We start from the raw sequence: 22,620 nt of genomic DNA on the forward strand, positions 1-22,620 counted from the left end.
TACCGTAACGCGCCATGGGTGTGTCTCAGCGGCTGAAGAGCCGGTTCCGCAAGTTTCTGCAGCGTCCGGGCACCACGGTCGATCTCGGGCCGTTGGAGAAGCGGTTGCCGGCCATCGAGGCCCGTGAGGAAGCCCTGCGGGAGCTCGACGACGAGGCGCTGACGGCCGCGGCCGGCGAGGCCACCAGCTACGAGGAGCTGTGCGCCATCGGGCGCGAGGCCGCGTGGCGCGCCCTCGAGCAGCGGCCCTACGACGTGCAGCTGGTCGGCGCGATGGCGTTGCTCTCCGGCAAGGTCGCCGAGATGGCCACCGGTGAGGGCAAGACGCTCACCGCGACGATCGCCGCGTACGGGCACGTCCGCCTCGGCAACGGCCCGGTGCACGTGCTCACGGTCAACGATTACCTGGCACGCCGCGACGCGACCTGGATGGAGCCCATCTACAAGCTGCTCGGCCTGACCGTCGGCTGGGTCACCGAGGCCGCCACGCCCGAGGAGCGCCGGGAAGCGTACGCGGCCGACGTCACGTACGTGTCGGTGAGCGAGGCCGGCTTCGACTACCTGCGTGACCAGCTCGTGACCGATGTCGACGACCGGGTGCAGCGGGAGCTCGCCACCGCCATCGTGGACGAGGCCGACTCGATCCTGATCGACGAGGCCCGCGTACCGATGGTCCTCGCCGGCAGCACCACGAGCGAGAGCGACCCGGTGCACGAGGCCGCCGAGCTGGTCCGGGACCTGCGCGCCGGCAAGCATTTCGAGGTCGCCGACGACGGTCGCAGCGTCGCCTTCACCGACGCCGGCCTGAAGGCCCTCGAGGAGAAGATGGGCATCGACCTCTACGCGGACGAGCACGTCGCCCAGCTCTCGGCGGTCAACGTGGCCCTGCACGCCCGGGCCCTGCTGCGCCGCGACGTCGACTACATCGTGCGGGACGGCTCGGTGGAGCTGATCGACGAGATGCGCGGCCGGGTCGCCCAGCGCCGCCGCTGGCCCGACGGCCTCCAGGCGGCCGTGGAGGCCAAGGAGGGGCTGCACGCCACCGCCGAGGGCGAGGTCCTCGACACGATTACCGTGCAGGCGTACATCGCCCTCTACAAGACCGTCTGCGGCATGACGGCGACCGCCGTGCACGTCGGTGAGCAGCTGCGCGAGTACTTCAAGCTCGAGGTCGCGGTCATCCCGTCGAACACCCCGAACATCCGCGAGGACGAGCCGGACCGCATCTACTCGGCGCACGACATGCGCGACGAGGCGCTGGTCGAGGAGATCAAGCTGGCCCACGAGAAGGGCCGGCCGGTGCTCATCGGCACCCTCGACGTGAAGGCCTCCGAGCTGCTCGCCAAGCAGCTCGCCGCGGCCGGCGTCCCGTCGGTGGTGCTGAACGCCAAGAACGACGACGAGGAAGCCGCGATCATCAAGGAGGCGGGCGCGTTCGGCGCGGTCACCGTCTCCACCCAGATGGCCGGCCGCGGCGTCGACATCCGCCTGGGCGGCAGCGACGAGAAGGACCGCGACAAGGTCGTCGAGCTCGGCGGCCTCTACGTGATCGGCAGCGGCCGCCACGACAGCCGCCGCGTCGACGACCAGTTGCGCGGCCGCGCCGGCCGGCAGGGCGACCCGGGCGGCTCGGTGTTCTTCGTCAGCCTCGAGGACGACCTGGTCACCCGGCACGCCGGCGACATCCTGCCGTCGTCGCCGCGGATGGACATGGACGGCGTCGTGCACGACGAGCAGGTGGACTACGCCGTCGAGCACGCCCAGCGCGTCGCCGAGGGCGTCAACCACGAGATCCACCGCAACACCTGGCGCTACAGCGTCGTGATCGAGCAGCAGCGCCTCGCCCTGGCCGAGCGCCGCGAGCGGCTGCTGACCTCCGAGGTCGCGGCGATCATGCTGCTGGAGCGGTCGCCGGACAAGGCGAAGGAGCTCGACGAGGACGTGCTGTCCGACGCGGCCCGCTCGATCGCCCTTTTCCACCTGGACCGGCTGTGGGCCGAGCACCTGGCCGAGCTGTCCGAGGTCCGCGAGGGCGTGCACCTGCGCGCGCTGGGCAAGCTCGACCCGCTGGACGAGTTCCACCGCGCGGCCGTGCCGGCCTTCCAGAAGGTCTTCACCGAGATCGAGCGCCGCACCATCGAGACGTTCGAGGAGACCGACTTCAGCGACGGCTGGCAGCCGGAGCGCGCCGAGCTGGTCCGGCCGAGTGCGACGTGGACGTACCTGGTGCACGACAACCCGTTCGGCTCCGAGCTCGACCGCCTCATCGCCGCGGTGGGCCGCCGCCTCACCTCCGGGGGGAACAGCTAGCCGGTATGCGGCTCGCCCGCGTGGTGGGCGGCGAGGATGTCGCCGCCGAACTCGCCGCGCGGGCGCCGCAGCACCGTGTGCGCGTGGTTGCCGTCCTCGGTGGTGTTGTCGTACTCGATGACGAGGTCGTCGGCCTGGATCCGGTAGTAGTGCCGGGTCCCGGGCTGCGGCGGCCCCTCCCACGCGAAGTGCACGTCGCCGCCGGCCGGGTCCAGCGTCGCGGCCAGCTCGTCGGGAAGCCTGCCCAGGTAGAGGGCGACGAGCTGGTCGAGCAGCGCACGCTCACCGGGCCGCAGATCCGCCCGTGCCACGCCGGGCGGTGCGATCGGCTCGCTCCGGGGGTGGGTCGCCGTGCGGATATCGTACGGCGCGACGTCCCCCACGACCGCAACACGGCGTGCCCCCGCCGACAGCGACAGCAGCAGCTCCCGCCCGAGGTCCTCCTCGACGCCGAGGGGCCGCAGCACGGGCCGCCCGAGTGCGTCCACCCGCGCCGGGTTGGCGCCGAGGAACACCGGCGCGGGGGAGACCCGGCCGTCCGCGATGGTCATGCTGACCGACAGATGATGGCCCTCGAAGCGCCACGCCCACTCGTCGTCGCCGGGTGTGCCGAAGACGATGACGCGGTAGTCCTCGCTGTGCCGGCCGCGCCGCCCGTCCTCGCGCCGGTCCAGCACCTCCTCGAGGGCGACGACCGCCATCGCCTGGGCGAACGCCGCCGGGCTCAGCGCGGTCGCCAGCAGGCGGTGTGCGGCCTTGCGCGGCCCGGGTGCGAGGTCGGCGAGCGACAGGCCGGGACGCGGCTCGGGCCGGTATTCGATCCAGCGCCGGTGCCGGTCCCCGAACGCGACCCCCGCCTCCGGATGGGCCGCCAGCACCTCCGCGGCGGCCGCGCTCATGTCACCGGCGAGCGTCATGTCACTCGCCGCGCAGCAGGGCGGTCATCTGGGGCAGCTCGAAGAACTCGGCCGTCTCGCGGGCGCTGGGCTTGCCGTCGTCCGGGTTCGCCCCGGCGGCCAGCAGCAGCCGTACCGTCTCGGCGTTCTTGCGGAACACGGCCGCGGCGAGCGCGGTCTGCCCGCGGTCGTTGACCCGGGCCGGGTCGGCGCCGTGCTCGAGCAGCGTGGCGACGACCGGCGGATGGTTGTGGTACGCCCCCAGGATCAGCAGCGTGTCGCCCTTGTCGTTGGTCAGGTTTGCCGGGAGGCCCTGGGCCAGGAAGTCGGCGAGCTCGCCGGCGCCGCCGGAGCGCGCCAGGTCGAACACCCGGTGTGCGAACGCGATCGTTTCGGCGTCCAATTCCTCGGCCATGCCGGCCAGCCTACGGTGCTAATCTGCGCTGCATTCTGCGAGGGGGTGAGGGGTGTCCGACGGGGTCTACGTCGGCCGCGCCGGTGCGGACGGCGCGCGCAACCAGGGCTGGCTACTGGGTCATTTCATGCCCCCGGGGCAGCTGCTGCACAGCGAAACCGTCGAGGTGAAGTGGGGTGTGCACGCGCCGGGCGAGCGTCGCGCCGCCTGGGCCACCCGGGAGACCCGCACGGCTCTGCTGGTGTTGATCCAGGGCAGCTTCAACATCGAACTGCGAGACCGCACAGTGGTCTTGCGCGAACCGGGCGACTATGTGGTCTGGGGGCCCGGTCACGATCATTCCTGGCAGGCCGGAGACCGGGAGACGGTGGTGCTGACCGTGCGCTGGCCGTCCCTGCCGGGCTGGCGTCTACCCCCCGCTTCACCACGGGAAACCGCCCTTTATTCACAACTGCAGGAAACGGATGCCCCCCGTTAACCTCCGTGACGGTAATCGCATTGTCTGTGCGGGAAAACACGATGCATCGTCCGGTTATGGAACGAGTTTCCCACAGTGTGGTTGCCGCCTTGACCCATCGGGCGGAACACCGGAAATATCGACCGCGGTTTAAGCATGCATTAATTCGATCGCCGTTGTGACGCACGGCGTTTCCATTCTTTGACGCGGGAGGCTTCATGCCGGTCACCGCCCTGCCGGGGCGTACGGGACGACATGCGACAGGGTCGGGCCGGGTGGCTTCGATCCGGCGCGCCGCGGCACCCCCGGCGCCGGCGGCCGCCCTGACGGTCACGCTCAACATCCCGCTCACCGGCGACACCCTGCCTCCGCAGGCCCACCGGCTGCTCGACGCGCTCCGCGAGCTCGTCGAGGCGGGCCAGGGCTCGGTCGCCGTCGAGCAGCCGCAGGCCGAGCCCGAGCGGATCACCACCGAGCCGGCCCGCGAGGGTGGCGTCGAGGTCCGTCTGCTCACGGGGTCGCGCCAGGTGCTGCTCGACGGGGGGCTGCTGCCGCTCACCCGCCTCGAGTTCGACCTGCTCCTCTTCCTCGCCGAGCACCCGCGCCGGGTGTTCAGCCGCACCCAGCTCCTCAACGCCGTATGGGGCTACGAGCACACCGGCGAGCGTACGGTCGACGTCCACGTGCGCCGGCTGCGCGTGAAGATGGGCTCGCACCTGCCGCTGATCACCACCGTCTACGGGGTCGGCTACCGGCTCTCCGACGAAGCGCGGATCGTGGTCCTGCCGCACGAGTAGGAACCCCGGGCGCGCGGGCAGCGCGCGCCCCAGCCCGGGCCTCGCCGGTGCGCAAGCACCGAGCCCGAGCCCGGGCCCGGCAGCGCGGGGCAACCCCCGAGCCGCCCCGGACGGCCCCGAGCCGCCCCGGGCTAGGCTTCCCCGGTGCGCGTGCGCCCCGTCTCGACCGACCTCCTGATCGAGGAGCTGGCCGACCGGTTCGCGGGACAGCGTCCCGGGCAGCGGCTGCGCGTCGCGATCGACGGACCGGCCGCCGCGGACCCGGCGGCCCTCGCCGGGGCCCTCATCGCCCCGCTGCGGGCTCGCGGGCGCCCGGCGGTGCACGTGTCCACCGCGGACTTCCTGCGCCCGGCCTCGCTGCGGCTGGAGTTCGGCCGGACCAACCCGGACTCGTTCTACGCGGGCTGGACCGACGAGCCCGGCCTGCGCCGCGAGGTGCTCGACCCGGCCGGTCCCGGCGGCAGCGGGCGCATCGTGACCCGCCTCTGGGACGCTGCCGCCGACCGGGCCGCCCGGGAGCCCTACCGCGAGCTGCCTGCGGACGCCGTGGTGATCGTCAGTGGGCCGCTGCTGCTCGGCGCCGGGCTGCCCTTCGACGTGACGGTCCATCTGGCACTCTCGGCCGCGGCGCTGGCCCGTCGTACCGGTCCGGACGAGAGCTGGACGCTGCCCGCGTTCGAGCGCTACGGCACCGAGGTGGATCCGGCCGCATTCGCCGACGTCGTGGTCCGCCTGGACGACCCCCGGCGGCCCGCGATGGTGGTCGAGCGTGAGTGAATTCGCGCTCACACCCCCTGTGGCCTGCGACGCGAAAGCATGTTGGCGCAGTCCGTGGCGGTAACGAGCACTGACAGTTATGCTGCGGTTACTTTTTTGCGGGGATCGGCGTTTCCGATCTCCGGCGGTGGGTATCAGCCGAGCCCCACGGTGGAACACCGGAGGGCCGGCACGGGGGACCACCGGCAGGGGCAGAGGGAAGGGCAGGGGGAGCACATGCTCGTCAACAGCGCGGTCATCACGGGTAAAGGTGCCGGCACCGCCAAGGCGCGTTCGACGCAGGAGATCGAGCAGATCCGGGTGCTGCTGCAGTCGCGGTTCGACGACCTGAACGCCGAGTACGAGGAGGCCGTGGCCGAGAACCAGCGGCTGAGGCTGGTCGAGATCGGCGACGCCGCCGGCGACGACCAGGCGGACAGCGGATCCAAGACCGCCGAGCGCGACGCGGCGACGTCGCTGCTGCGCACTCTGCTCGACCGGCGTACGCAGGCCGAGGTAGCCATGCAGCGGCTCGAGGACGGCCTGTACGGCAACTGTGAGAACTGCTCGAACCCCATCCCGGTCGAGCGGCTCGAGGTGTTCCCGTCGGCCACCACGTGCGTGCACTGCAAGGCCAACCGCGAACGTCGCGCAGGCTGAACCACACGTCGTCCCGGTCCGCCGCCCGCGCAAGGGCGGCGGACCGGCCGCATCGGGACTAGCTTGATCTCATGGGCGGGATCCAGGTGGGCACGGCGTCGTGGACCGACCGGACGCTGCTGGAATCCGGCTGGTATCCGAGCACCGCGGACAATCCCGAGAAGCGCCTCGGCTACTACGCGAAGCAGTTCCCGGTGGTCGAGGTGGACGCGACGTATTACGGGCCGCCGGCCGAGCAGACCACGAAGCTCTGGGCGCAGCGCACGCCGGACGGCTTCACTTTCAACATCAAGGCATTCAGCCTGTTGACCGGCCACCCGACCAAGGTCTCGGCGATCTACAAGGACCTGCGCCCGGAGACCGACAAGAAGAACGTTTATCCGGACGACCTGCCGCCGCAGACGTACGAGGAGATCTGGTCCCGTTTCCTGTCGGCGCTGGACCCCCTCGTGGCGGCGGGCAAGCTCGGCGCGCTGCTGTTCCAATTCCCGCCGTGGTGGGGCATCCGGCGCGCGAACAAGGACTACCTGCGCGAGGTCGCCGCCCGGTGCAAGCCGCTGCGGCCGGTGTTCGAGTTCCGCAACGCGTCATGGTTCGAGGGCGACAACGCCGACGAGACCCTCGACTTCCTGCGCAAGTACGAACTGCCGCTGGTGTGCGTCGACATGCCGCAGGGTCACAAGTCCTCGGTGCCGCCGGTGGTGGCCGCCCCCGCCGACCTCGCGGTGGTCCGTTTTCACGGCCACAGCGACAAGTGGACCAGCAAGGACATCCACGAGAAGTTCGGCTACGAGTATTCGCGCAAAGAGCTGCGGGAGTGGGCGCCGAAACTGCGGGCGCTGGCGGCGGAGACCGGCACTACGCAGGTTTTCATGAACAACTGCTACTCCGATTACGCCCAGCGCAACGCCACCACGCTCATCGAACTCCTCGATCAGGACCAGGACCTGTCCTAGAGCTCGTCCGAGGGCACCTCGGCCCACGTCTCGGCGAGCAGCTTGACCAGCCGCAGGTCGGTCGCGGGCACCTCGTCGACGCTGGCGATGCCCCGGACGCCGTTCGAGTTCACCGCCGCCGCTCCCGGGAACGCGGTCAGCTCCGCCCCGGCCACCGGGCGCAGGTCCCACCGCGTGCCGTTCATCGTCATCGCGAGCTGCAGCAGCACCATGGCCACCCCTCTGAGGGCCGGTGCCTGCGGCCACACCACCCGGTCGCCGTCCCACAGCGCGACGTTCCACGACGTACCCTCGCGGACCTTGCCGTCCCGGCCCACGAACAGCCGGTCGTCGAAGCCCGCCAGCCGGGCCTCGCGGACGTGGTGGTCGAGCATGAAGGTGCCCCGGTGCTTGTGCTCGGGCAGGTCCCGCTCGTAGGTCACCGTCTGCACCCGCAGCGGCGGGCCCGCCGCCTCCGGCACCGGATCCGAGACCGCCACCAGCAGGTCCGGCGGGCCCTGGTCGCCGCCCGGCCCCGGCACGAACGTCACGCGGACCGACGCGTCGCGGACCCGGCCCAGCGCGTGCCGCACCAGCCCCAGCAGGCGGTGCTCCTCCTCGACGCCGATGCGGTGGCCGAACAGCTCCTCGGCGCCGTCCGCGAGCCGGGCCATGTGCAGGGCGAGCCCGCGTACCCGGCCGGCGCGGACCTGGAAGGAGGTGTAGTGGCCGTAGTTCAGCGTGACGAGCCGGTGCAGCTCCGCGACGCCGGGCTCGCGCCCGTTCAGCTCCAGGTACATGTTCCGCTCAGCCTACGGCGTACGGGTCACCGGGCAGCCGCGGCGGCGGGCCAGCGCGGCCATCGCGGCGGCGTCGGTGACGGCCGCGCCGCCGGGATCGTTGTTGAAATAGATGTACGTCGGCAGCTCCGGCAGCCGGTCCAGCCACGTGGCCAGCGAGGCCCGCCCGTAGTGCGGCCACGGGTTCGCCCGCCCCTCGTGCATTCGCAGGTAGGCGAAGTCGGCGGTGAGCCACAGCGGGGTCATCGGGCGCCCCTTGCGATCCGCCCACGACAGCGCCGCGTTGTGCCGCTGGAGCACGTCGCGTACCTCGTCGGTCCACCAGCTGTCGTGCCGGGGCTCGACCGCCACCTTCACGTTCCGGGGGAAGAGCGACAGGGTCTCCTCGAGGGCCGCCACGTCGACCTTGAGCGTCGGCGGCAGCTGGATCAGGACCGGCCCGAGCTTGTCGCCCAGAGCGTCCGCCCGGCCCAGGAAACGGGCGACCGGCTCGGCCGGCTCCTTCAGCCGCTTGATGTGGGTCAGGTAGCGGCTCATCTTCACCGCGAAGCAGAAGTCGTCCGGTGTCCGGGCCCGCCACTGGGCGAAGGTGTCGCGCTCGGGCAGCCGGTAGAACGCATTGTTTATCTCGACGGTGGCGAAGGACTCGGCGAACTTCTCCAGCCAGAGCCGCTGCGGCAGGCCCTCGGGATACAGGTACGGCCGGGTGTCGTCGCCGCCCTTCGGGGGACGCCAGTCCTTGTACTGCCAGCCTGAGGTACCCATCACCAGCACACCCGGCATCTCCCCAGATTAGGGGTGATCGAAACGGGGTACCGCCGTGTCTCCACCAAAGAAGGGGAAACCATCATGCGACTGAGCGACGACGACATCACCGGCGGCAGCGGCGTCTCGGGCGAGGGCGTGGCCGACGGCGGCGCGAACGCCGGCGGCCAGGACGGCGGCGCGGACGGTGGCGCGGGCGAGGGCCCGGCCGACGGCGGCGCGAACCCGGGCGGCGTGGACGGCGGCGCCGACGGTGGTGCCTCGGGCGAGGGCCCGGCCGACGGCGGCGCGAACCCCGGCGGCCACGACGGCGGCGCCGACGGCAGCGCGTCCTGAGGATCTGCACGATGACGAACCCGACGCCGGACGGCACCGACGACCGTCCGGCCCTGACCCGGGTCGTCTCCGTCGACCCGGCCAAGTTCGCCGAGGCGTACTGGGGCCGCCAGCCGCTGCTCACCCGCGCCGACGAGCTGGCCGGTGCCGGCGCCTTCCGCGACCTGTTCTCCCCGGAGGCGGTCGACGAGCTGCTCAGCGAGCGCGGGCTGCGTACCCCGTTCCTGCGGGTGGCCGACAAGGGTGCTGTGCTGCCCGCCTCGGCGTTCACCGGCCCGGGCGGCGCCGGCGCCGAGATCGGCGACCAGGTCGTCGACGACCAGCTGCTGAAGCTCTACGCCGACGGCGCCACCCTCGTCCTGCAGGGCCTGCACCGCATCTGGCCCCCGCTGATCCGCTACGCCGGGCGCCTCGGCGCGGAGCTGCGGCAGCCGCTGCAGGTGAACGCGTACCTGACGCCGGCCGGCAACAAGGGGTTCGCGACCCACTACGACACCCACGACGTCTTCGTCCTCCAGGTCGACGGGAGCAAGCGCTGGCGTATCCACGAGCCGGTGCTGCCCGAACCGCTCGAACGCCAGGCCTGGGGCGGCCGGGCCGACGAGGTCGGCGCCGTCGCGGAGGGGCCCGCCGCGCTGGACGTGGTGCTCGCCCCGGGAGACGCCCTCTATCTCCCGCGCGGCTGGCTGCACTCGGCCGAGGCGCAGGGGGAGCGGTCGCTGCACCTGACGTTCGGCGTACGCGCCCTGACCCGGTACGCCGTCGTCGAGGAACTGCTCGGCCTCGCCGCCGAGGACCAGCGGTTGCGCGCCACCCTGCCGTACGGGATGGACGTCGCGGACACCGGCCAGGTCGCCACGGAGCTGACCGAGACGGTCGCCGCGCTGCGGGACTGGCTGCTCACCGCCGACCCGGCCGTGATCGCCGAACGGCTGCGCGCCCGGGCCTGGCCCGCGAGCCGCCCGGCCCCGGTGCGCCCGCTCGCCCAGCTGGCGTACGCGCAGGGGCTGGGACCCGACGACCGGGTCACCGCCCGCGAGGGACTGCACTGGGACCTTCTCGACGACGGCCCCGAGCACGTCGTGCTCCGGATGACCGGGCGCACCCTGCGCTTCCCGGCCTTCTGCGCCCCGGCCGTCCGCGCGGCGCTGGACGGCAGTGCGCACCGGGTGGGTGACCTGCCCGGCCTCGACGACGACGCGGACCGCCTGGTCCTGGCCCGCCGCCTGCTCCGCGAGGCCGTCGTCGTCCCCGCCTGATCGGCATGATCCACGCCCGCGGTCCCTCCGGAGGCCGCGGGCGAGTCGCGTCAGCCGCCCGCGCCGGCGCTGTTGCGGACCGCGGCGAGGATCAGCGCGGCGGTGATCAGCGCGGAGACCAGAACGGTGGCGACCGCGGAGGCGTCGAGTGGCGCACCGCCGCGGTCCGCCACCCGCTTGGCCGTCACGACCGCCAGGATCGGGCCGAGCAGCGCGACGATCAGCGCCACCACCGGCAGGCCCACGGCCAGGTCACCGCCGCCCTCGCGGCCCGCCCAGCGCAGCAGTGACCACGCCGCCAGCCCCACGGCTCCGCCGAGCGCTCCCAGCCCGGCGTAGAGCAGCGTGGCACCCTTCAGCGGCTTGGCCGGCGACTTCCACGCCGCGGCGGCGGCCGCCTCCTGGAGGTATTCCTCCGCGTCCCGGTCCCGCTGCCGGGGGACCGTCGGCTGGGGCGGCTGCCCGAAGCGGTCCGCCGCCCGGCCGGCCTTGTGCGAGAACTCCGCCCACACGCCGGCGACCCGCGCGTCGACCTCCTCGAGGCCGCGCTGCGCTGCGCGGACCGCCGCCTGGGTCTCGCGGAGCCGCTCGTCGGCCGCGCGTACCGCCTCGTCGGCCTCCCGGGCCCGGGTGTCGTGCCAGGTGTGCGCCTCGGCGCGGTGGGCCGCGGCCTCCTCGTCCAGGTTGGTCAGCTTGCGGACCACGCTGCGGTAGTCGGGGGTACGGCGTTCGAGCACGCCGTCGGGCTCAGGAGAGGTCATGAGGGTCCATAGGGGATGATCACCTCGGCGCCCCGATGCACCGAGCGGTCGAAGTGCAGGGCGCGCCACGGCCGCGGATACCAGACCGGCGAGCCGTGCCCCGGGTAGTACGGCGACAGCTCGCTGCCGTGCACGTCCAGCGCGACCCACGAGCCGATCACGTCGGTACGGGTGCCCTGGCCGCCGAGGGTGTCCCGCAGCAGCGAGGCGCCGCGCCACCAGCCGATCACGTGGACGCGCCGCTCCGGGCCCTGCCGGAGGATGCGGCGCAGCAGCTCGGCGGTGCGGGCGGGGGCGGCGTCCACCGCGTACATGAACAGGAAGAGCGGGCGGTCCGCGGCCGTGCCCTCGGTGGCCCTGGTGGCGGCGTCCTCGAAGAGGAAGTCGACGGTGTCGCCGTCGAAGTAGCCGGTGTCCGGTGGCAGGACGCCCTTGAGCGCCTCCACCGCGGCGTTCGCGTCACTGTCCAGGCAGGCCACCGCGAACTGGGCCGAGCCCGGTTCGAACTGGGCGGCCAGCGAGCGGGCGGCGGTGTGCAGGACGGCACACGCCTCGTCCACCCGCGTACCCATGACGGCGATGTTGCGACCCGGAGCCCGGCGCAGGACCGTGCGGGCCGAGCGGGCCTCGACGTCGATGGTCTCGCCGAGCAGCACGATGGGCGCGGCCACCGCGTCCGCGGGGGCGAACCGCCGGAAGTCGGGGCTGTCGTCGAGGCGCGGGATGGCGTCACCGTCGAAGACCCGGGGCGGTGGCAGGTCCTGGGGGCGCCGGCGCCAGAGCCGGTGCTGCAGGTCGCTCCAGCGTTCCCGGTTGCCGGCGTCGGGCACCCGCACGACGCGGTTGGCCTCCGTGGCGCCGGAGTCGGCGTTGACCACCGCGTGGTAGCGCGGCAGGGCGTCGGCGGCGGGGTTCGTCTCGGCCAGCACCCGGCGGGCCCGCGGGAGCGCGATGCGCAGCGAGAACTGGGCGACCAGCGCCGGGCGGCCCCACAGCGCCTCGATACCGGAGACGTCCTGGCTGGCCAGCACCAGGTGGATGCCCTGGGAACGGCCCCGGCGGGCGAGGTCCTCGAGCAGGTCGACCGCCTCGGCGGCGACCGCGTCCCGGCCGGCGAGCAGCACCTGGAACTCGTCGACGACCGCCACGATCCGCGGCCACGCGCCCTGTGGGTCCTCGGCGCGCAGCTCGGCCAGGTTGGTCACCTCGTGCCGCTTCGCGGCGTCCGCGCGGCTGCGCAGCTCGGCGGCGAGGAAGCGCAGCAACGCCAGCCCGAACTCCCGGTCGGTATTGACGTTGAGGCCGACCAGGCGGACGTGCGGCAGCCAGCTCGGGTCGCGGCGGCCCGGCGCGAACCGGGCGAACGACACGCCCTCCTTGAAGTCGAGCAGGTAGAAGGCCAGCTCGGCGGGGGAGTAGCGGGCGGCGAGCGCACCCATCCACGCGTAGATCAGGTTGGTCTTGCCGGTGCCGGACGGCCCGGCGATCAGGGCGTGCGGCGGATAGTCGGAGAGCGTCACGTGCACCGGTGCGCCCTGCAGGCTGTCGCCGAGCGGGGCGGTCAGGGCCCGCGCCGAGCTCTCCTGCCATTCGCGCTCGGGCAGCAGGCTGTCCAGCGCGACCGGTGCCGGTCCCGCGGCGACCGCGTCCGCGATCTGCCGGCAGGTGCGGGTGACCACCGCCGGGGGCGGCCCCTGATCGAGGCGCACGGGTAGGTCGCCGGTGCCGCCGAGCCGGGCGTCGTCGCCGGGGACCGCCTCGACGACCTCGATGCCGGGGCCGGCCGCCACCGGCAGATCCCGCACGATCAGGTGCACGCCGCAGGCCGCGCCCGTACGCAGCAGCCGGTCGAGCTGGCCCCGCTCGTGCCGGGACAGCTCGTCGGGACGTCCGGCGCCGAGCAGGATCGCCACCCGCCACGGCTCGGGCCGGCGCCCGGTCGCGGCGGCCAGCTCGCGCAGCGAGGAGTGCTCGCCGGCCAGGACGGTCTCGTTGATCCGGCGGACCTGGTCGACCAGCTCGTCGAGCAGCGCGCCGAGCCCGCCGGGGCCGACGAACTGCAGCACGCCGGCCGGGGCGAGCGGGGCGAACCCGGCCAGGCCGCCGCCCAGCTGCTCGGGGTCGTACCCGGTGAGCGTGACGCGGCCCGGCTCGGCGCTGCCCAGCGCGCGCAGCAGCAGCCCGGCCACCACGTCGTCGCCGGTCGCCTCGTCGCCGCGCACCACGACGTGACCGCGGTCCAGCAGCGGCACCAGCGCGGGCACCTCCCCGTCGTACGGCAGCAGCAGCCGCCCCACGCGCAGCTCGGGCGCGGGAGCGGGGGAGCCGGTCGGGGTGGGCCGCCACCGGGACCACGGCAGCCCGGCCGCGCCCGGGGCGGCGAGGAGCCCGGTCTCGGCCGCCGCTCCCGCCAGCTCGGCCAGGTCACGCTCGCGCTGGTCGTCGATCTCCCGCAGCCGCTTGTCCCGCTCGTGGGCGAGTCGGCGGCGGCGCTCACGGGCGGCGGCGACGATCCGGGAGCGCCGCGTGGTGGCGGCCTCGTGCTCGGCGCGGGCGGCCTCGAGGGCGTCCGTGGCGATCCCGAGCGCGTGCGACAGGGCGGCCCGAACCTCCACGACCTGCTGCGCGGTCGAGTCAGGCATCGGCACCACGGTGTCGCAGCGGTTCCGGCGCGTCCGGGTGCAGCGTGGCTGGATCGCGGCCGAGGCGGGCCAGCAGCACCCCGGTCAGCACGCTCGCCGTGACCGCGGAGTCCGCGGGGTGCGCGGGCGCCTCGGCCTTGGCCGGTGCCCGGCAGATGCGGGCGAGCAGGGTGTCCAGCACGGCCGGCGGCGTGCCCGGCAGCAGCGACCTGACCCGGCCGCTCGCCGCCGTGCGCAGCCGCTGCAGATCCTCCGGGCGCGGCTCGTGGCCGAGCAGGTCACCGGCGAGGCGGTGCAGCACCGGGTTGCTGGCTGCGGACAGGCCCAGACCGGTCGCGGCGTTCACCCGGTGCAGGTCGCGGCCGAGCCGGGCCCGGTCGCCGGAGCGGACCCCGGCGGCGACGCGGCGCAGCAGCTCGGCAGTGTCCCCGGACCGGTCGGGCGCGGCGCCGCTCTCCTGCGGCGGGGGCGGGGCCTCGCCGGTCAGCGCCGCGACCCGCTCCTGCCACCACTTGCCGAGCTTCTCCGGCGGCGGTGGCTGATGCTCGTCCTTCGCGGCGGACGCGGCAGTCTCCTCCGGCTTCAGCCCGGCCTTGTAGTCGGTGTCCGCCGGCGGGCCGCCGGCCAGGCCGAGCGCGGCCAGGTAAGCGGCGATCGCGTCCTGCGCCAGGCGGAGCGCGGCGGCGGCGTGCTCGGCGTGCTCGGTGGCATTCCCCAGCTGCGGTACGCCCAGCGGGTCGACGGACGTCTGGCGGACCCAGTTGAGCAGGTCCGCGGCGCTGCGCAGACGCTCCATGGCCACCGACACCAGTCCGGTGGGCAGCTCCTCCGACGTGGCCCGGAGCTGGGCGCCGAGTTCCTCCAGCAGCGACATCGCGTCAGAGCGTCGCCGTGTAGGTCTGCGCCTGCTCGACCGCCATGAGGGTCGCGCCCAGGCATTCCTCGAGCTGCTGGTCGGCCTGGGCGAGGGAGGCGTGTGCGGCGCCGACGGAGTCGTTGCCGGAGCCGTCGAGCGCGGCGGCCAGGCTCTGCTGCGCCTCGCCGAGCTTCTCCCGGGCCGCCTGGATGGCCGCCTGTCCCTCGGTGACCTGCTGGAGCGCGGCGTCCACGGCCGCTCTGACCTCGGCGACGCTGGCCACTCGTGCAGCCCCTCCCGGTGAAATCGTCACGGTGTTACGGAGCTCAGCTTAGTCGTCCCCGATGTGGCGGTCGTGCCCGCGTGCCCGTTTCAGCGTGGGACGCTGGTGGGGCCCCGTACCTCCGCGCCGAGGGCGGTCACCCGGGCCCGCAGGCCCCGATCCGCGGTCACCACGACGACCCGCCGGCCGGCGCCCTCGGCAGCCACCAGTGCCACGATCGCGTCGTCGCCGGAGCCGGTCGCGGGCTCGACGCGTACGCCCTCGGCCGGGGCCACGTCGCGGGCCCGGCCCTCGACGACCAGGACGACCTCCACGGGACCCGGAAGATCGGGAAGGCCCGCGGCGGGGAGCGGGATGAGCGAGTCACGCAGGCGCGCGGTGGCCCCCGCGCGGTCGCGCCACCAACCGTCCGGCTTGGAGCCGACGACGTTGGCCGCGTCCACGACCAGCAGGGGGAGAGACATGCAAGCAGCGTCCCACCTCCCCGGGCGCGGGGGAGCCGGGGGTTCCGTCAGGCCGTCGCGAGCTGCTGGGCCCCGAGCTGCGGATAGTCCTCGAGCCACTCGACGTAGAGCGGATTGCGGGCGACGACCTCCTGGTACGCCTGGCCGGCCATGCCGATCAGCCACGGCGCGACCCGGGCGGCCGGGCTGTCCGGGTGCCAGCCGAGAACCTGCCGCCAGCGCAGCGGTGCCCCCTGGATCGGCAGGTGCGTCAGGCCGCCCGGCGGGCGGAAGGTCGGCTGGCACAGCGCCAGCGCGAGCCCGGACTCGACCATGTCGACGCAGCCGCGGATGTCGGTCTCCAGCATCCGCCGCGGAGTGAAACCGGCCCGGGCACACGACGCGGCGAAGCAGTCGCCGAAGCAGCCGTCGCCGGTGCCGGCCACCCACTGCTCCTCGGCGAGCTCCGCCAGGTCGACTTCCATGCCCTTGGCGGCGCGGTGGTCCTCCGGCATCAGCACGCAGACCCCGTCGACGGCGATGGTCTGCCAGACCAGGCCGTACTCGGCCGAGGGGATGGCGTCTCCGCAGACGCCCACCTGGGCGAAGTCGAGCTTGCCCTCGACCACCATCGTGGCCAGTTCCTCCACGTAGTACGACGCGTGGGTGGAGATCTGCGCATCCGGCTGGGCCTCGGAGAGCCGGTGCACCATGCCGCCGATGATCGGGCCGCCGATCGACCCGATCCGGTAGCGGCTCATGGTGTTGTCGGAACCGGCGCCGGCGAGCCGGGCCGCCTCGTCCTGCAGGCCCTTCATGGCGGGCAGCAGGACCCGGGCACGGGAGAGCACCAGCTCGCCGAGGGCGGTCGGCCGGGCGCCACGGCGGTCACGTTCGAACAGGGGTCCGCCGAGGGTCCGCTCGATGCGTTGCAGCTGCGCGGTCAGGGCCGGCTGGGCGAGGCCGAGCAGCGAGGCCGCCTTCGTCACGCTGCCCGTCTCGGCGATGGCACAGACCACCTTGAGATGCCGCAGCTCCAGGTTCATAGCGTGACGGTAGGACGTTCGCGGGATATCGGCTAGACCTTCGGACGGCCAAAGATCGTCCTCTTGTGACAAACGGGTTAAACAAAAGGGCAGAAGCTGCTAACCCGTACGTCCGTACCTAAACGCTGTGTGTGCCATCTATCACTATCAGTGAATTCAGAGGTCCCGGGGGTACGTGATCCGCCGGCCCACGACATCGCGGATCTTGTCGACGACGGCCACCGCCGGATCCACCACCTTGTTCCACGGTGGAGTCGCGGGGGTGCCGGGATGCGGCCGGGTCGGAGCCGCCTCCTCGGCCAGCTCCACCCGGTTGCCCAGCCGGATCAGCTCCTCGGCCGAGGCCATGTGCAGCAGCAGCGGCATCAGCTCGCCCGCGGCGGCGTCCACGTGCCGCTGCAACCGGCGGCGCACGTCCGCGGCCCGCTCCGCACGCTCGCCATCGCCCGCGGCCTCCAGCAGCCGCAGCGCCTCCAGCAACGCCCGGTCCTCCGCGATCTCGCGGTCCGCCAGCTCCTCGCCGCCGGGCACGATGGCGCGCACGGCCGGGTAGACGTACTGCTCCTCGGCGGACAGATGCCGCGACAGGGCGGCGCTGACCACCTGGGCGATGGTCCGGCGACGGCCGGCGGCCGTGCCGCCGGCGAGCAGCTCGTCGCAGAGGGCGAGAAGCTCGCGATGCTCACGGGCGACCACGTCGGCCAGGTTCGGGCCGGTGGTCTCGCCGCCGACCGGCGGCAGGGGAGGCAGGGACACGGACACGGCCGCGTCATACCCGTACCGGATCTCCCCCCAAACGCCGGGAAGCGCAGGCTGGTAAGAAGAGCGCATGGAACCAGCTCGAAGCGCCGCCGAGGACGAGGTCGTGGGCATCTGCCGCGACCTGCTCCGGATCGACACCAGCAACACCGGAGATCCCCGGACCACGGTCGGCGAGCGCGTCGCCGCCGAGTACGTGGCCGCGCAGCTGACCGAGGTCGGCATCGACGTCGAACTGCACGAGTCGGCGCCGAAGCGGGCCAACCTCGTCGCCCGCATCCCGGGCCGCGACCGGTCGCGCGGAGCCCTGCTCGTGCACGGCCACCTCGACGTCGTCCCGGCGGACGCGAGCGAGTGGTCGGTGCCGCCGTTCTCGGGCGAGGAGAAGGACGGCTACCTCTGGGGCCGCGGCGCGATCGACATGAAGGACTTCGACGCGATGATGCTCGCCGTCGTCCGCGACTGGCAGCGCACCGGCGTCGTCCCGCCCCGCGACATCGTGCTCGCCTTCACCGCCGACGAGGAGGCGGGCATGGAGTACGGCTCGCAGTTCCTCGTCCGCGAGCACGCCGACCTGCTCGAAGGCTGCACCGAGGCGATCGGCGAGGTGGGCGGGTTCTCGTACACGATCAACGACGACCTGCGGCTGTACCTCGTCGAGACCGCCGAGAAGGGCATCGACTGGCTCCGCCTGCACGCGCGCGGGCGCCCCGGCCACGGCTCGTTCGTCCACGACGACAACGCGGTGACGGCGCTCGCCGAGGCCGTGGCCGCCGTGGGCCGGCACAAGTTCCCGATGGTGGTCACCCCGACCGTACGGGCGTTCCTGGAACAGGTCTCCGAGGCGCTGAGCATCGAGATCGACCCGGACGAACCCGAACTCGCCATCGCCAAGCTCGGCCCGATCGCCAACCTCATCGGCGCGACCGTGCGCAACACGGCCAACCCCACCCGGCTCGAGGCCGGTTACAAGGACAACGTCATCCCCGGCAAGGCGTCGGCGACCATCGACTGCCGTACCCTGCCCGGGCAGGCCGAACTCTTCCTCGAGCAGCTGCGCGACGTGATCGGCCCGGACATCGAGATCGAACACCTCCAGCAGCAGGCGGCCCTCGAGACCGGCTTCGACGGCGCGCTCGTCGAGGCGATGGGCGCCGCGCTGCGCGCCGAGGACCCGGGCGCGCGGGCCGTGCCGTACATGCTCTCCGGCGGCACCGACGCCAAGGCCTTCAGCACCCTCGGCATCCGGTGCTTCGGCTTCGCGCCGCTGAAACTGCCCGCCGACCTCAACTTCTCGGCGTTGTTCCACGGCGTCGACGAGCGCGTCCCGGTCGAAGGACTACAGTTCGGCGTGCGTGTGCTCGACCGACTGCTCAAGGCGAGCTGATGAGAGGACTTTTCGAACCATGACCGACCAGTACGCGGAGCTGGACGCCGCCCTCGAACGGGTCGTGGAGGCCGCCCGGGCTCACCTGGCGGCGGTCAAGGCCGCCCAGGGCCGGGTGGACGACGACGACGTGTGGCAGGCGTACGTGAACCTGAACAACACCTCGTTCGCCTACGACGAGCAGCTGCTCGAGTCGTTCGGCGAGGTGACGCCGTGGGACGTCGAATCGATCGACCCGGACGAGGCGGACGCCCGCTTCGGCACCGCTGTCGGGGGCCTCGACGGCGCTGCGGCCGACCCTTATGCGCAGGTGATCTCGGTGCGGCAGCGGCGTGATTACCGCGTCCCCAGCGTGGCTGCCTTGCTGCAGGTGGCGGACGATGCCCGGCGGAACTCCGTGCCTGACGACGAGGAGGCCGGGAGTGTGGAATCCGTCGGGGAGGCGGTGCTTGAGCTTCTCCAGGCGGGGGACGGGTCGTTGGCGTCGCTTGACGTTCCGGAGCTGGAGCCGCTTGACGGGTTGTTGACGGTTTCTGAGGTGAAGGAGCCGCTTGATCTGGAGGCCTTCGCCGACGAGGACGGGATCGGGCCGTTCACGCCGGGGCCGGATGATCAGCTGGTGGGTCGTCTCGACGAGCATCCGTTTCTTGGCGATGAGGAAGACGAGGATGACCACGCTGGGCATCAGCACTGAGGTGTGAGTGGGGGCCGGCGGTCGCGCTGGTTGCATACGGCTGCTGAGTTGCTGGCCTCCGCTTCGCTCCGGCGGCACTGCGCCCAGGGGCGACGGGCGCAGTGCGACTTTGGTCGCGGTCAGACCAGGGTGGGGTTGGGGCCGTTGTCAGGTGATCAACCCGCGGGGTCGAGGTGCCTTGTGGGTCTGCAAGGCGGAGGCGGGGCTTTACAGAATGAGGCCTGGTTGGGGGGTGCCGCCGACTTTGCGGCGGAGCATTACTTGGCGGGTTCCGTCTCGGAAGAGTTGGACTCGGGCTAGTTCCCAGCCTGAGAATTCCGCTTGGATGGCGAGCTGCGCCGCGGCGGTCAGACGATCGACATTCGACGGCAACCGCAGCGGCGCGTATTCGTAGTCCATGCGTCCTAATATGCTTCAGGTGCGGGTGTGCCACCAGTCCCCGGGCCGGTCAGACCCTCGCGTTCCGGATAGCCGACCGGGACCGCGGAGACGTCGTCGAGGGCACAGGCGATCTCGGCCGGGAGGGTGAGCTGCTCGCTGAGCAGTGCGCCCTGCAGCTGGCCGGCCGTACGGGCGCCCAGGATGGGTGCCGCCACGCCCGGGCGGTCGCGGATCCAGGCCAGCGCCACCTCGAGGGGTTCGACGCCCAGGCCCGACGCCGCCGTCACGACCGCCTCCACGATGCTGGAGCTGCGCGGCTCCAGGTACGTCCGCACGAACGGGGCCAGGTGATCCGTGGCGGCGCGCGAGTCCAGCGGGCGGCCGTTGCGGTACTTGCCCGTCAGCACCCCGCGTCCCAGCGGGGACCAGGGGAGCACGCCGATGCCCAGGGCCGCCGCGGCCGGCAGGACCTCGCGTTCGATGCCGCGTTCCAGCAGGGAATACTCGACCTGGGTGGCGACGATCGGTGCGCGGCCCGGGAACGCCCGCTGCCAGGTGGCGACCTGGGCGGTCTGCCAGCCGGCGAGGTTGGACACGCCCACGTAGCGGACCCGGCCGGTGTGCACCGCGTGGTCCAGCGCCGTGAGCGTCTCCTCCAGCGGGGTGTGCGGGTCGTAGCCGTGCAGCTGCCAAAGGTCCACGTAGTCGGTGCCGAGCCGGCGCAGCGACGCGTCGAGGGTGCGCAGCAGGTGGCCCCGGGAGCTGTCGCGGCGGCGGTACGGCGAGTGGCCCAGCCCCGCCTTCGTGGCGATCAGCACCTCGTCGCGGGGGACCAGGTGATCGAGCAGCGACCCGATGACCGTCTCGGCGTCGCCGTCGCCGTACACGTCGGCGGTGTCGATCAGCGTGCCGCCGGCGTCGAGATAGAGCTTGAGCTGAGCGGCCGCGTCGTCGGGGTCGGTGTCCCGTCCCCAGGTCATGGTGCCGAGGGCCAGCCGGGAGACCGCCAGCCCGCTGCGGCCGAGCGGTCGCTGTTGCATGGGTGAACCTTATTCAGACGCGACCGGCTACGGAACGCCGGCAGCAGCTCAAGACGGTCATGGAAGGGGCGGGTACGCGACCCGAGGCGGCGAAGATCACTGAGCGTGTTCGCCTAGGCTGCGAAAGGCGGGGCATCGGTGCTCCGGCAGCAGGAACGGGAGGACCCGTGCGGCTCGGACTCAGCCTCGGCTATCAGACTGCGTGGACCACGCCCGCCGACCACCTGGCCATGGCCCAGGAGGCCGACCGGCTCGGCTACTCGGTGGTGTGGGCGGCGGAAGCGTACGGCTCGGACTCGCCGAGCATGCTGGCGTGGATCGCGGGACAGACCGAACGCATCGACGTCGGCGCCGCGGTCATGCAGATCCCGGCCCGCACGCCGGCGATGACCGCGATGACCGCCGCGACCATCGACACGCTCTCCGGCGGCCGGTTCCGGCTCGGCCTGGGCGTCTCCGGCCCGCAGGTCTCCGAGGGCTGGCACGGCGTACGGTTCGCCAAGCCGTTGGCCCGCACCCGCGAGTACGTCGACATCGTCAAACTGGCGATCGCGCGCAAGCCCGTGGCGTACGACGGCGAGCACTACACGCTCCCGCTGCCCGACGGGCCCGGGAAGGCGCTGCGCCTCGGCTTCCATCCGCCGCGTCCGGCCGTACCCATCTATCTCGCGGCCGTGGGACCGAAGAACCTGGAGCTGGCCGGCGAGATCTCCGACGGCTGGCTGGCGATCTTCTTCGCCCCCGACGCCGCGGAGGAGAACCTGCAGCACATCCGGCGCGGGCGGGAGAAGGCCGGCGCCGGGCTCGACGGCTTCGACGTCTGCCCGAGCGTGCCCGTCATGATCGGCGACGACGTGGCGGCCTGCGCCGACGTGATCCGCTGGTACGCGGCGCTCTACGTCGGCGGCATGGGCAGCCGCGAGCAGAACTTCTACAACCAGCTCGCCGTCCGGATGGGTTACGCGGACGAGGCGAAAGAGTGCCAGGACCTCTACCTGAGCGGCCGCCAGCGCGACGCCGCCGCGGCCGTGCCGCAGGAGTTCATCGAGCGGACGTCCATGATCGGCCCCAAGGAGCGGATCGTGGAGCGGATCCGGGAGTACGCGGCCGCGGGCGTCACCACGCTGTCTGTCAGCCTCTTCGTCGCCGACCGGGAGAGCGGCATCGACCAGCTGCGGACGCTCGCGGAGGCATACGAGGCCTCCGGCGTGGCCGAGTAGCCGTGGCTACCGTCCTGCTGCTGCGCCACGGGCGCACCACCGCCAACGCCACCGGAGGGCTGGCCGGACGCCTGCCGGTCGAGCTCGACGACACCGGCCGCGCCCAGGCCGGGCGGGTCGGCGAGCGGCTGCGGGCGCTGCCGCTGTCGGCCGTCGTGACCAGCCCGCTGGCGCGCTGCCGGCAGACCGTGGAGCTGGCCCTTCCCGACGTGATCCCCGCGGTCGACGAGGGGCTCATCGAGTGCGGGTACGGCGACTGGGAGGGCCGGCCCCTCAAAGAGCTGGCCGAGGAATCGCTCTGGCCGGTCGTGCAGCAGCACCCGAGTGCCGTGGTCTTCCCCAACGGCGAGGCCATGGCGGCCATGTCGGCCCGGGCGGTGGCCACCGTACGCCGCTGGGACGCCAAGGTGAACGCCGAGCACGGCGCCGACGCGCTGTGGCTGGCGTGCAGCCACGGCGATGTGATCAAGGCCATCGTCGCCGACGCGCTGGGGCTGCATCTGGACGAGTTCCAGCGCATCGTCGCCGACCCGGCCTCGATCACCGCGATCCGCTACACGCCGACGCGGCCGTTCCTCGTACGGCTCAACGACACCGCCGACCTGGGCGTGCTCGTACCCCCGAAGAAGACCGACGGGGACGCCGCGGAACCGGCCTCCCAGTCCGACGCCGCCGTGGGCGGAGGGGCCGGCGCGGGGGTCTGAGCACGTCCCGTGACCGGCC

Annotated in this window: 25 protein-coding genes; 12 read left to right on the forward strand and 13 right to left on the reverse strand. The window is 72.8% G+C overall.

Translation table 11 applies throughout. From position 1 onward, the window contains the following. The first annotated feature begins 14 nt into the window (after nucleotides 1-14). Nucleotides 15-2,309: an accessory Sec system translocase SecA2 gene (secA2, locus tag AB0368_RS00200; RefSeq protein WP_366151537.1), complete on the forward strand. Its 2,295-nt coding sequence runs from the start codon at nucleotides 15-17 to the stop codon at nucleotides 2,307-2,309. Here the strand turns inward: secA2 and AB0368_RS00205 are convergent. After that, complete coding sequence (locus tag AB0368_RS00205; RefSeq protein ID WP_366151538.1) at nucleotides 2,306-3,226, reverse strand: DUF3500 domain-containing protein; 921 nt, start codon at nucleotides 3,224-3,226, stop codon at nucleotides 2,306-2,308. The two genes, secA2 and AB0368_RS00205, sit on opposite strands and share 4 nt — an antisense overlap. Nucleotide 3,227: 1 nt before the next feature. Then, on the reverse strand, nucleotides 3,228-3,620 hold the full coding sequence (locus AB0368_RS00210; protein ID WP_366151539.1) for an ankyrin repeat domain-containing protein: 393 nt from the start codon (nucleotides 3,618-3,620) through the stop codon (nucleotides 3,228-3,230). 52 nt (nucleotides 3,621-3,672) lie between these two features. Between AB0368_RS00210 and AB0368_RS00215 the strand changes: the two genes are divergently transcribed. From AB0368_RS00215 to AB0368_RS00235, 5 genes are all read left to right on the forward strand, one after another. Beyond that, a complete protein-coding gene (locus tag AB0368_RS00215; RefSeq protein ID WP_366151540.1) occupies nucleotides 3,673-4,098 on the forward strand; it encodes a signal peptidase I in 426 nt (141 codons plus the stop codon). Between the two features lie 254 nt (nucleotides 4,099-4,352). Beyond that, nucleotides 4,353-4,874: a winged helix-turn-helix domain-containing protein gene (locus tag AB0368_RS00220; RefSeq protein WP_366151541.1), complete on the forward strand. Its 522-nt coding sequence runs from the start codon at nucleotides 4,353-4,355 to the stop codon at nucleotides 4,872-4,874. A 144-nt stretch (nucleotides 4,875-5,018) separates the two neighbouring features. Next, complete coding sequence (locus AB0368_RS00225; protein WP_366151542.1) at nucleotides 5,019-5,651, forward strand: uridine kinase; 633 nt, start codon at nucleotides 5,019-5,021, stop codon at nucleotides 5,649-5,651. Nucleotides 5,652-5,867: 216 nt separating this feature from the next. Continuing rightward, nucleotides 5,868-6,290, forward strand: coding sequence for a TraR/DksA C4-type zinc finger protein (locus AB0368_RS00230; RefSeq protein ID WP_366151543.1), 423 nt, complete (start codon nucleotides 5,868-5,870; stop codon nucleotides 6,288-6,290). A 71-nt stretch (nucleotides 6,291-6,361) separates the two neighbouring features. Next, entirely contained in the window at nucleotides 6,362-7,246 is an 885-nt protein-coding gene (locus tag AB0368_RS00235) for a DUF72 domain-containing protein (RefSeq protein WP_366151544.1), read from the forward strand. Here AB0368_RS00235 and AB0368_RS00240 read toward each other — a convergent pair. Both AB0368_RS00240 and AB0368_RS00245 read right to left on the reverse strand, forming a co-directional pair. Further along, on the reverse strand, nucleotides 7,243-8,025 hold the full coding sequence (locus tag AB0368_RS00240; protein ID WP_366151545.1) for an aminotransferase class IV: 783 nt from the start codon (nucleotides 8,023-8,025) through the stop codon (nucleotides 7,243-7,245). The genes AB0368_RS00235 and AB0368_RS00240 overlap by 4 nt on opposite strands. A 12-nt stretch (nucleotides 8,026-8,037) precedes the next feature. Next, complete coding sequence (locus AB0368_RS00245; protein WP_366151546.1) at nucleotides 8,038-8,808, reverse strand: DUF72 domain-containing protein; 771 nt, start codon at nucleotides 8,806-8,808, stop codon at nucleotides 8,038-8,040. A gap of 66 nt (nucleotides 8,809-8,874) precedes the next feature. On the opposite strand from AB0368_RS00245, the gene AB0368_RS00250 reads away from it, so the two are divergent. Both AB0368_RS00250 and AB0368_RS00255 read left to right on the forward strand, forming a co-directional pair. After that, complete coding sequence (locus AB0368_RS00250) at nucleotides 8,875-9,126, forward strand: hypothetical protein (protein ID WP_366151547.1); 252 nt, start codon at nucleotides 8,875-8,877, stop codon at nucleotides 9,124-9,126. Nucleotides 9,127-9,137: 11 nt separating this feature from the next. Next, nucleotides 9,138-10,385, forward strand: a complete 1,248-nt coding sequence (locus AB0368_RS00255) for a cupin domain-containing protein (protein ID WP_366151548.1) — start codon at nucleotides 9,138-9,140, stop codon at nucleotides 10,383-10,385. A 50-nt stretch (nucleotides 10,386-10,435) separates the two neighbouring features. Here the strand turns inward: AB0368_RS00255 and AB0368_RS00260 are convergent, their stop codons facing one another. The 7 genes from AB0368_RS00260 to AB0368_RS00290 all read right to left on the reverse strand — a co-directional run bounded on the left by AB0368_RS00260 (nucleotide 10,436) and on the right by AB0368_RS00290 (nucleotide 17,178). Beyond that, the gene (locus AB0368_RS00260) at nucleotides 10,436-11,146 is read right to left on the reverse strand and encodes a hypothetical protein (RefSeq protein WP_366151549.1); all 711 of its coding nucleotides are present in this window, start codon (nucleotides 11,144-11,146) and stop codon (nucleotides 10,436-10,438) included. Beyond that, nucleotides 11,143-13,788, reverse strand: coding sequence for an FtsK/SpoIIIE domain-containing protein (locus tag AB0368_RS00265; protein WP_366151550.1), 2,646 nt, complete (start codon nucleotides 13,786-13,788; stop codon nucleotides 11,143-11,145). The genes AB0368_RS00260 and AB0368_RS00265 overlap by 4 nt, the downstream gene beginning before the upstream one ends. Beyond that, nucleotides 13,781-14,662 carry a hypothetical protein gene (locus AB0368_RS00270; protein WP_366151551.1) on the reverse strand — a complete coding sequence of 294 codons (882 nt, stop codon included), beginning with the start codon at nucleotides 14,660-14,662 and terminating at the stop codon, nucleotides 13,781-13,783. Before AB0368_RS00270 ends, AB0368_RS00265 begins: the two co-directional genes overlap by 8 nt. A 4-nt stretch (nucleotides 14,663-14,666) precedes the next feature. Continuing rightward, complete coding sequence (locus AB0368_RS00275; protein WP_366151552.1) at nucleotides 14,667-14,927, reverse strand: hypothetical protein; 261 nt, start codon at nucleotides 14,925-14,927, stop codon at nucleotides 14,667-14,669. An 89-nt stretch (nucleotides 14,928-15,016) separates the two neighbouring features. Next, a complete protein-coding gene (locus AB0368_RS00280; protein ID WP_366151553.1) occupies nucleotides 15,017-15,391 on the reverse strand; it encodes a hypothetical protein in 375 nt (124 codons plus the stop codon). 47 nt (nucleotides 15,392-15,438) lie between these two features. Beyond that, nucleotides 15,439-16,416 carry a LysR family transcriptional regulator gene (locus AB0368_RS00285; RefSeq protein ID WP_366151554.1) on the reverse strand — a complete coding sequence of 326 codons (978 nt, stop codon included), beginning with the start codon at nucleotides 16,414-16,416 and terminating at the stop codon, nucleotides 15,439-15,441. Between the two features lie 156 nt (nucleotides 16,417-16,572). Next, entirely contained in the window at nucleotides 16,573-17,178 is a 606-nt protein-coding gene (locus tag AB0368_RS00290; RefSeq protein ID WP_366151555.1) for a hemerythrin domain-containing protein, read from the reverse strand. 67 nt (nucleotides 17,179-17,245) lie between these two features. Here AB0368_RS00290 and AB0368_RS00295 point away from each other — a divergent pair, with 67 nt between their 5' ends. Then, entirely contained in the window at nucleotides 17,246-18,562 is a 1,317-nt protein-coding gene (locus tag AB0368_RS00295; RefSeq protein WP_366151556.1) for a M20/M25/M40 family metallo-hydrolase, read from the forward strand. A 19-nt stretch (nucleotides 18,563-18,581) separates the two neighbouring features. Beyond that, nucleotides 18,582-19,256 (forward strand): hypothetical protein, encoded by a 675-nt coding sequence (locus AB0368_RS00300; RefSeq protein WP_366151557.1) that lies wholly within the window; start codon nucleotides 18,582-18,584, stop codon nucleotides 19,254-19,256. A 207-nt stretch (nucleotides 19,257-19,463) separates the two neighbouring features. Here AB0368_RS00300 and AB0368_RS00305 read toward each other — a convergent pair whose 3' ends face one another. Further along, nucleotides 19,464-19,655 (reverse strand): DUF5703 family protein, encoded by a 192-nt coding sequence (locus tag AB0368_RS00305; protein WP_366151558.1) that lies wholly within the window; start codon nucleotides 19,653-19,655, stop codon nucleotides 19,464-19,466. A 5-nt stretch (nucleotides 19,656-19,660) separates the two neighbouring features. After that, nucleotides 19,661-20,677 (reverse strand): aldo/keto reductase, encoded by a 1,017-nt coding sequence (locus tag AB0368_RS00310; RefSeq protein WP_366151559.1) that lies wholly within the window; start codon nucleotides 20,675-20,677, stop codon nucleotides 19,661-19,663. A 167-nt stretch (nucleotides 20,678-20,844) separates the two neighbouring features. On the opposite strand from AB0368_RS00310, the gene AB0368_RS00315 reads away from it, so the two are divergent. Further along, nucleotides 20,845-21,897 (forward strand): LLM class F420-dependent oxidoreductase, encoded by a 1,053-nt coding sequence (locus AB0368_RS00315; RefSeq protein ID WP_366151560.1) that lies wholly within the window; start codon nucleotides 20,845-20,847, stop codon nucleotides 21,895-21,897. A 2-nt stretch (nucleotides 21,898-21,899) separates the two neighbouring features. Beyond that, nucleotides 21,900-22,601, forward strand: coding sequence for a histidine phosphatase family protein (locus AB0368_RS00320; protein ID WP_366151561.1), 702 nt, complete (start codon nucleotides 21,900-21,902; stop codon nucleotides 22,599-22,601). The last annotated feature ends 19 nt before the right edge of the window (nucleotides 22,602-22,620 follow it).

Source organism: Actinoplanes sp. NPDC051475, assembly GCF_040689425.1.
Classification (GTDB): Bacteria; Actinomycetota; Actinomycetes; order Mycobacteriales; family Micromonosporaceae; genus Actinoplanes.

Excerpts from the sequence above, each read along its gene's own strand:
- secA2 (WP_366151537.1), top strand. The coding sequence starts at position 15 with ATGGGTGTGTCTCAGCGGCTGAAGAGCCGGTTCCGCAAGTTTCTGCAG.
- AB0368_RS00280 (WP_366151553.1), bottom strand. The coding sequence starts at position 15,391 with ATGTCTCTCCCCCTGCTGGTCGTGGACGCGGCCAACGTCGTCGGCTCC.
- AB0368_RS00205 (WP_366151538.1), bottom strand. The coding sequence starts at position 3,226 with ATGACGCTCGCCGGTGACATGAGCGCGGCCGCCGCGGAGGTGCTGGCG.
- AB0368_RS00310 (WP_366151559.1), bottom strand. The coding sequence starts at position 20,677 with ATGCAACAGCGACCGCTCGGCCGCAGCGGGCTGGCGGTCTCCCGGCTG.
- AB0368_RS00300 (WP_366151557.1), top strand. The coding sequence starts at position 18,582 with ATGACCGACCAGTACGCGGAGCTGGACGCCGCCCTCGAACGGGTCGTG.
- AB0368_RS00270 (WP_366151551.1), bottom strand. The coding sequence starts at position 14,662 with ATGTCGCTGCTGGAGGAACTCGGCGCCCAGCTCCGGGCCACGTCGGAG.
- AB0368_RS00305 (WP_366151558.1), bottom strand. The coding sequence starts at position 19,655 with ATGGACTACGAATACGCGCCGCTGCGGTTGCCGTCGAATGTCGATCGT.
- AB0368_RS00245 (WP_366151546.1), bottom strand. The coding sequence starts at position 8,808 with ATGCCGGGTGTGCTGGTGATGGGTACCTCAGGCTGGCAGTACAAGGAC.
- AB0368_RS00210 (WP_366151539.1), bottom strand. The coding sequence starts at position 3,620 with ATGGCCGAGGAATTGGACGCCGAAACGATCGCGTTCGCACACCGGGTG.
- AB0368_RS00285 (WP_366151554.1), bottom strand. The coding sequence starts at position 16,416 with ATGAACCTGGAGCTGCGGCATCTCAAGGTGGTCTGTGCCATCGCCGAG.
- AB0368_RS00240 (WP_366151545.1), bottom strand. The coding sequence starts at position 8,025 with ATGTACCTGGAGCTGAACGGGCGCGAGCCCGGCGTCGCGGAGCTGCAC.
- AB0368_RS00235 (WP_366151544.1), top strand. The coding sequence starts at position 6,362 with ATGGGCGGGATCCAGGTGGGCACGGCGTCGTGGACCGACCGGACGCTG.
- AB0368_RS00255 (WP_366151548.1), top strand. The coding sequence starts at position 9,138 with ATGACGAACCCGACGCCGGACGGCACCGACGACCGTCCGGCCCTGACC.
- AB0368_RS00230 (WP_366151543.1), top strand. The coding sequence starts at position 5,868 with ATGCTCGTCAACAGCGCGGTCATCACGGGTAAAGGTGCCGGCACCGCC.
- AB0368_RS00295 (WP_366151556.1), top strand. The coding sequence starts at position 17,246 with ATGGAACCAGCTCGAAGCGCCGCCGAGGACGAGGTCGTGGGCATCTGC.
- AB0368_RS00265 (WP_366151550.1), bottom strand. The coding sequence starts at position 13,788 with ATGCCTGACTCGACCGCGCAGCAGGTCGTGGAGGTTCGGGCCGCCCTG.
- AB0368_RS00260 (WP_366151549.1), bottom strand. The coding sequence starts at position 11,146 with ATGACCTCTCCTGAGCCCGACGGCGTGCTCGAACGCCGTACCCCCGAC.
- AB0368_RS00250 (WP_366151547.1), top strand. The coding sequence starts at position 8,875 with ATGCGACTGAGCGACGACGACATCACCGGCGGCAGCGGCGTCTCGGGC.